At 61.0% G+C, this 6,778-nt stretch carries 9 protein-coding genes; all 9 read right to left on the bottom strand.

The window, feature by feature from the left end; all coding sequences use genetic code 11:
• The coding region (locus VL003_RS00335) for a VOC family protein (protein WP_487047239.1) at nt 1-455 on the bottom strand (455 nt) is incomplete at its 3' end.
• 11 nt (nt 456-466) lie between these two features.
• A complete protein-coding gene (locus VL003_RS00330; RefSeq protein WP_325438432.1) occupies nt 467-1,384 on the bottom strand; it encodes an NAD(P)-dependent oxidoreductase in 918 nt (305 codons plus the stop codon).
• Between the two features lie 83 nt (nt 1,385-1,467).
• Nucleotides 1,468-2,370 carry a LysR family transcriptional regulator gene (locus tag VL003_RS00325; RefSeq protein WP_325438430.1) on the bottom strand — a complete coding sequence of 301 codons (903 nt, stop codon included), beginning with the start codon at nt 2,368-2,370 and terminating at the stop codon, nt 1,468-1,470.
• A gap of 12 nt (nt 2,371-2,382) precedes the next feature.
• Nucleotides 2,383-3,099: an ABC transporter ATP-binding protein gene (locus tag VL003_RS00320; protein ID WP_325438428.1), complete on the bottom strand. Its 717-nt coding sequence runs from the start codon at nt 3,097-3,099 to the stop codon at nt 2,383-2,385.
• Complete coding sequence (locus tag VL003_RS00315) at nt 3,096-3,884, bottom strand: ABC transporter ATP-binding protein (protein ID WP_325438426.1); 789 nt, start codon at nt 3,882-3,884, stop codon at nt 3,096-3,098. Before VL003_RS00315 ends, VL003_RS00320 begins: the two co-directional genes overlap by 4 nt.
• Nucleotides 3,881-4,900 carry a branched-chain amino acid ABC transporter permease gene (locus VL003_RS00310; protein ID WP_325438424.1) on the bottom strand — a complete coding sequence of 340 codons (1,020 nt, stop codon included), beginning with the start codon at nt 4,898-4,900 and terminating at the stop codon, nt 3,881-3,883. Before VL003_RS00310 ends, VL003_RS00315 begins: the two co-directional genes overlap by 4 nt.
• Nucleotides 4,900-5,817 (bottom strand): branched-chain amino acid ABC transporter permease, encoded by a 918-nt coding sequence (locus tag VL003_RS00305; RefSeq protein WP_325438423.1) that lies wholly within the window; start codon nt 5,815-5,817, stop codon nt 4,900-4,902. Before VL003_RS00305 ends, VL003_RS00310 begins: the two co-directional genes overlap by 1 nt.
• 26 nt (nt 5,818-5,843) lie before the next feature.
• Nucleotides 5,844-6,155: a non-heme iron oxygenase ferredoxin subunit gene (locus VL003_RS00300; protein ID WP_325438422.1), complete on the bottom strand. Its 312-nt coding sequence runs from the start codon at nt 6,153-6,155 to the stop codon at nt 5,844-5,846.
• A 41-nt stretch (nt 6,156-6,196) separates the two neighbouring features.
• Nucleotides 6,197-6,667: an aromatic-ring-hydroxylating dioxygenase subunit beta gene (locus tag VL003_RS00295; RefSeq protein WP_325438420.1), complete on the bottom strand. Its 471-nt coding sequence runs from the start codon at nt 6,665-6,667 to the stop codon at nt 6,197-6,199.
• Between the last annotated feature and the right edge of the window lie 111 nt (nt 6,668-6,778).

The following is a 6,778-nucleotide window of genomic DNA, read 5'->3' as shown; positions in this document are numbered from 1 at the left end:
AAGCGCAAAGGCTTGGCCTTTTTATTACGTGTCTCGACCCAACAGGCGCGGCCGACCCGACGGTAGCGTCCATGGGCGTTTATTTCAGGGGGCAAAGTGTCGTAGTTGGGGGGGGCCGGCTCGGCCACCTGCACATTCAGCCAGTCGCCATGCGGGTCTTGAAACCAGATGCCGCCAAAGGGCACCTGAAAAGGCGCCGCCTGTATGCGCACGCCCGCCTGCTGCAGCTTGCCGGTAAGTACGGCCATGCCGGCCTCGTTGGTACCCAATGACGTATAGGCCAGCCTCTTGGGCGAGCCCTGCATAAGCCGGATCTGATCTTGGTCGCGACCCTGGCAGCGAAACACCAGGTCGTTTCCGCTGGCGCGTGCCTGCAAGCCGAACAGCTCGTAAAAAGCGCGCCCCACTTCAAGATCAGGCACGAACATGCCCACGTGCAGTAACGAACGAATCATGGTTAATACCTTTATTGGGGCTTGGAATCGGCTTCGATCAGTTTGATCACCGCCGCAATATCTTCGTCTCGCATCTCGCTGTTCAGGGCTTTGTGAAAATAAGGTTCGGCCGCTGAAAACAGGGGCGTGGCACAGCCGAGCTCGTCTGCCATGGCACGCCCAAGCGCAAGATATTTTTCAAGGGTCGTGAATGGCCCAAGCGGCGGGGTGAAGCTGCGGTCGGCCATAAGGGGCGCCCTGATGCCGAACATGACCGAGCCGCCACCGCCCTGCTGAATGACCTTTGCCACCGTGTGCGGATCAAAGCCCGCCCGAGCGCCCAGGTTCATGGCCTCGGCCGCTGCCAGGGTATGCACGGTAACCAGGTAATTAGCAATGAGCTTCATGGAGACGGCCGAGCCATACTGCCCAAGATGAAACACCGCTGGGCTGATGGCTTCGAGCACGGGCCGGCACTGCTCGAGCACCTGGGTGTCGCCGCCCACGTAAAGCGCTGCTTTTCGCGCTTTGACCATAGGGGGCGAACCGCTGACTTCGGCTTCAAGGACCTGTGCACCCCGTTCGGCAAAACGGGCGGCTTGCTGCAGCTTGAACGCCTTTCGGTAAGTGCCCATTTCAATAACGGTTTTACCGGGCCCAAGCTGGGCAAGTATGCCGTCGGGGCCTTCGGCCACTTGCTGCGAAGCGGCCTCGTCGGGCAGGCAGAGCAAAATAATATCGGCGGCACGCGCAACCTGCTCCGGCGAATCAAGCATCTGACCGCCCGCATCGATAAAGCCTTGTCGGTCACTACGACGAAAGCCCACGACCGAAAAGCCTGCCTGGATAAGGTTGGCGGCAACCGGCCGGCCTATCTGCCCGATGCCGATCATGCCCACGGTTTGTGTATCGACCATGGTTGTCTCCTTGCTTTTATGTAAGGCAAGCACGCGCCTTACTCTATGCAACGATTCTATCGGTCGACCCGCCCTTAAACCATAGCGATTCGTTGATTACTTGGTATAAATAGTATTTATAGTTCGAGGCTTTCCTGGCTTGCGCGGGCAACCACATCGCGCAACCACTGGTTGGCAGAATCCTGATGAAACCGGTCATGCCAGTACAGGGCAATTTCAAATGTCGGCAAAGATATAGGTACGGGCTTGAGCACCAGCGGGTAATGCCGTGCCAGCCTTTCAGCCAGCGATGACGGTGCGCACCAGACCAGATCGCTGGTCATGATGAAGTGCGGGGCCGACAAATACTGGGGCAGCCGAATGCGTATCTGGTTGCGCAAACCGGCGTCAAGCAGCCCACGTTCTATGACCTGGTGGCCGCTGCCCGAATACTCGACCAGCAAGTGGTCGTACCTGCAAAAAAGCTCGCGGGTCAGCTTGCCATCGGCCAGCGGGTGCCCCTTGCGAACCACGCACACATAATTCTGTGTAAACAGCGGGCGGCGGTGAATGCTGGTTTCCAACGAGGGCAAAAAGCCCAGTGCCAGATCCATGCGTCCACTCGCCAGACCGGCAACGGTTTCTTCAATAGGTTGAAACGTAGTGCGCAGCCGAATGAAGGGGGCCGCCTGGGCCACGTTATGCAGAATCTGCGGAAAACACACGACCTCGCCCACGTCGCGGGTACGTATGGTGAACAAGCGGCGCGAGATGGCCGGGTCGAACGGTGCGCGACGGCCTGAAGCCCGGCGGATCAGATCGAGTGCAGTAAGAAGGTGCTGAGAGGCCTGCACTGCGTAAGGGGTGGGCTCCATGCGGCGTCCCACCAGGGTGAACATCTTGTCGCCGTGCTCTTGGCGCAGGCGCTTTAACGCACTGCTGACAGCAGCCTGGGTAAGACCCAGGTTCTCGGCAGCCAGCGTAACCGAGCGGTCACGCCACATGGCTTCGAACACATACAGCAGGTTCAGGTCTTTCATTGCTTCAGCGCGTTACACCCCCAGATACTGCTGCACAATGGCGCTGTTGTTGCGCAGATCGTCCGAGCTGCCCTGCCACACGACCTTGCCCTTTTCCAGCACATAATGCCGGTCGGCAAAGGGCAGCAAGGCCCCCACGTTCTTGTCGATGACGATTTGCGACATGCCCTGGGCTTTAAGCTGGGTCAGCGCCTGCCAGATCTCGGCCCGAATGATCGGCGCCAGCCCTTCGGTGGCCTCGTCCAGCACCAGCAGGCGCGGGTTGGTCATCAGGGCCCGGCCGATGGCCAGCATCTGCTGCTCGCCCCCCGAAAGCTGCCCGCCCAAGTTGCTGCGGCGCTCTTGCAGACGCGGAAAAAACGCGTACACCCGCTGCAGCGTCCATTCGGAGGTGCCGCCGTGGCGCGCGGCACTGCGCGCGGTGGCCACCAGGTTCTCTTCCACCGTCAGGTTGGGAAACACCTGACGCCCCTCGGGCACCAGGCCCAGCCCCAGGCGCGCGATGCTGTAGGACGGCATGGCGCTGATCGTCTTGCCCCCGAAGAGGATCTGGCCCTGGGCCACGGGCAGCAGCCCGAACAGGCATTTGATCGTGGTGGAGCGGCCCATGCCGTTGCGCCCCAGCAGGGTGACGACTTCGCCGGCGTTGACTTGAAACGACACCCCAAACAGGGCTTGGGCATGGCCGTAAGAGGCGTGAATGTCGCGAACCTCAAGTAGTGTTGTCATGCTACGCCTATCTCTTCGTCGCCCAGGTAAACGGTTTTGACTTCGGGGTTATTGCGAATTTCGTCGGGCGTGCCCGAGAACAGGGCCTTGCCGTAGACCAGCACCGTAATGCGGTCGGCCAGCGCAAAGACCGCATCCATGTCGTGCTCGATGAGCAAGATGGTGTGTGAGCCCTTGAGCCGCTTGAGCAGCGCCACGACCCCGGCCGACTCTTGCGCGCTCATGCCCGCCATGGGTTCATCGAGCAGCAGCACCTTGGGCTGAGCCGCCAGCGCCATGGCCAGCTCCAGCTGGCGGCGCTGGCCGTAGGCCAGCTCGGCCGACAGCGTATCGGCCAAGGCGTTAAGGCTGGTGACTTCGAGCGCCTGGCGCGCGCCGGCCACCAGGTCCTGGCGCGCCAGCAGGGGTTTCCAGAACCGAAAACCGTGTTCCTGGGCGCCCATGGCCGCCAGCACGGTGTTCTCGAGCACCGTGAACCCCTCAAAAATCGAGGTGATCTGGTACGAGCGCAGCAGGCCGCGCCGCGCCCGCTGGTCGATGTTCAGGTCGGTGACGTTCTGGCCGGCAAAGATCACCTGGCCCGAGTCGGCCCGCAGCTCGCCCGAGAGCTGGTTGATGAGGGTGGTTTTACCGGCCCCGTTGGGGCCGATGATGGCGTGCAGCTCGCCCGGGTTCACCTCGATCGAGACCGAGTCGGTGACCAGCAGCCCGCCAAAGCGCTTGACCAGCGATTCGGTGCGCAGCAGCGGAGTGCCGGGGGGCCGGGGGTTCATGTGTGCGCTCATGCCTGCGCTCCTTGGTTGGCGGCCTTGGCCTTGCGCCGGGCCGCGCGCCGGCTGAACGAGTCCAGAAAGCCGGCAATGCCCGCCTTACCCAGCAGCCCGATAAACACAATGACCAGACCGAACACCGCCAGCCAGTGGTCGGTGAACATCTTGAGGATCTCTTCCAGGCCCAAAAACGCCAGCGCCCCCAGCATGGGGCCGAACACGGTACCGATGCCGCCCAGCACCAGCATCACCACCAGGTCGCCGGAAATAATCCAGGACAGCGTGCTGGGCGAGGCAAAGGCGTTTAAATTGGCCAGCAGCAGCCCGGCCACCCCGCACAGCATGGCCGAGAGCACGTACGAGACCAGCAGATAGTGGTTGGAGGGAAAGCCCACCGCGTTGATGCGCCGGGCGTTTTGCCTGGCCCCGCGCAGCACCATGCCAAAGGGGGCGGCGCGCACGCGGGCCATCCACCAGGTGGCCAGCATCAGGATCAGCAGCGAGACCAGATACACCTCGTACACCCCGCCCAGGTCCAGCCCAAAGAACTGGCTGGTGTTGGAGATGCTGGTGCCGTCGTCGCCCCCGTACTGCTTGAGGCTCACGAACAGGAAGTAACCCATCTGGGCAAAGGCCAGGGTGATCATGATAAAGCCGATGCCCGAGGTGCGCAGGCTGATGGCCCCGGTAATGAGGCCGGCCAGGGCGCAGCTGACCAGGCAGATGAGCAGGTGGATCCAGCCGTTGTCGATGCCGTAAAAGGCCGGCAGCGCCACGCTGTAGGCGCCCAGCCCCATAAAGAGCGCATGGCCCAGGCTGACCAGCCCGCCATAGCCCAGCGCCAGGTTCAGCGCCACCACCGCAATGGCGTAGATCAGGATGCGGGCAAAGTAGGCCACATAAAAGGTGTGGTCGGTAAAGTGCCCCCACACGGGCACCAGGATGAACAGCAGGAAAATGGCCAGGGGCACCACGGTGCCGGCGCGCCAGACGGTGCGGGGATTGCTAGGGGTGGGTAGGCTTGTCGACATTATTTCTTGGCTCCGGCAAACAGGCCTTGCGGGCGGATGGCCAGCACCACCGCCATCAGCACGTAGATCAGCATCGAGGCAATGGCCGGCCCGGCCGCATTGGCCAGGTCGCGCGCCATGACCTCGCGCAGCAGCATGGGCAGGAAGGCCCGGCCCAGGGTATCGACAATGCCCACGACCAGCGCCGCGTAAAAGGCGCCGCTGACCGAGCCGATGCCGCCAATGACAATGACCACCAGCGTGGTGATGAGCACCGGCTCGCCCATGCCCGACTGCACCGACAGAATCGGCCCGGCCATGACGCCGGCCAGCCCGGCCAGGGCCGCGCCCACGGCAAACAGCAGCGCGTTCAGGAACTTGATGTTGATGCCCAGGGCCCCGATCATCTGCGGGTTGACCGAGCCGGCCCGAATGAGCATGCCCAGGCGGGTCTTATGAATGAGCCAGTACGAGCCCACCGCCGCCAGCAGACCGGCCAAAATGATGGCAAAGCGGTAGGCCGGGTAGTTAATGCCAAACAGGTTGACCGTGCCGTCCAGCCACGCGGGCACCGGCAGGAAGTACGGCTGCGTGCCCCAGATGATTTGCGCCATCTCGTTAAAGAACAGCAGCAGCCCGAAGGTGACCAGCACGTGGTCAAGGTGATCGCGCGAATACAGCCTGGAGACCGCCAGGCGCTCGAGAATGACCCCGACAATAATGCAGCCGCCAATGGCGGCCACAATGGCCAGCACGAACGAACTGGTCTGGTTATAGGCCGTGGCGCCAAAGTAGGCGCCCAGCATATACAGCGACCCGTGGGTAAGATTGACAAAGCTCATGATGCCGAAAACCAGCGTGAGCCCTGCTGCCAGCAGAAACAACAGCACGCCGTACTGCACGCCATTGAGCAACTGCGATAAAACAAGTGTGGTCATGCACTACCCCCCCCACGGGCATTGGGTTAGTTAATTTCGACCCACACTCTACCTTCTTCTATCTTCACCGGATATGCTCGTAAATCCTGAGTCAAAGGCTCGCAAAGCGCCTTGCCTGTACGGACATCGAACCGCCCCTGATGCAGCGGGCACTCGATTTCGTAGTCTTCCAGAAACCCGTCGCACAGACGGGCATGCCCGTGCGTACAGATATTGTCGGTAGCGTAAACCTCGCCTTCAATACCGTACAACGCCAGTTGCCTGCCCCCCGCATCCACCCCCACCACGTCGTCTTCGGGGATGTCGTTCTGAGCCAGCACATCTATCCAATTTGCCACCGGCAATTCTCCTGTTGGTGTTCAAGCCATGTAAAAATCGTTTAAATGGGGTAGATGATCGAGTTGGGGATCATCTCGGAATCATAAATGCAGAAGCGCGATTTGAACGTAAGCGCGTCTTTGCCCACCGAAATGCGGTCGATATAGCGGCCCACGTTAAACACGGTAGAGGCCCCGTCGTACTTGGTGCGAAACACCGCATAGTTGGCCTCGGCTTCGATCAGTCCGTTCTCAAAGCTGATAATGCGCGGCGCGCCCACCACATGACGCTGGTAGTACGGGTCGTGAAACAGGGTTTCACGTATGCCGTAGACCCGGTCCTCGAGCATATTGCGGCTAATGAACCACATGGTCGAAAGCGGAAACCCACGTTCAAAGTTTTCGCGCGGCTGCACCTTGTACTCGCAATCCTCATCGAAGAAGCTGACCCATTTTCCCCAGTCTTCGGCGTCAACCGCCGCCGAGTAATCCGCGTACAGGTTGGTCAGTTTTAAGTATGTCTGCATGTCCATCTTCGATTAAACCTCCATGACCTTGCGCCAGTACTCGTACATGCCGCGAATCAATGTTTCTGTAACCATGTGCTCGGTGTCTTCAACACCATAGCCGCCCAATTCGGCCAC

Origin of the sequence: Pusillimonas sp., from assembly GCF_035515275.1 — a bacterium.
Taxonomy (GTDB): domain Bacteria; phylum Pseudomonadota; class Gammaproteobacteria; order Burkholderiales; family Burkholderiaceae_B; genus Pusillimonas.
Note: the sequence above shows the minus strand (reverse complement) of the source record. Positions and strands in the feature narration are given on the sequence as shown.

What these genes read in the sequence shown, in the direction of transcription:
- VL003_RS00325 (WP_325438430.1), bottom strand. Translation starts at nt 2,370, where the DNA reads ATGAAAGACCTGAACCTGCTGTATGTGTTCGAAGCCATGTGGCGTGAC.
- VL003_RS00320 (WP_325438428.1), bottom strand. Translation starts at nt 3,099, where the DNA reads ATGACAACACTACTTGAGGTTCGCGACATTCACGCCTCTTACGGCCAT.
- VL003_RS00315 (WP_325438426.1), bottom strand. Translation starts at nt 3,884, where the DNA reads ATGAGCGCACACATGAACCCCCGGCCCCCCGGCACTCCGCTGCTGCGC.
- VL003_RS00310 (WP_325438424.1), bottom strand. Translation starts at nt 4,900, where the DNA reads ATGTCGACAAGCCTACCCACCCCTAGCAATCCCCGCACCGTCTGGCGC.
- VL003_RS00305 (WP_325438423.1), bottom strand. Translation starts at nt 5,817, where the DNA reads ATGACCACACTTGTTTTATCGCAGTTGCTCAATGGCGTGCAGTACGGC.
- VL003_RS00295 (WP_325438420.1), bottom strand. Translation starts at nt 6,667, where the DNA reads ATGGACATGCAGACATACTTAAAACTGACCAACCTGTACGCGGATTAC.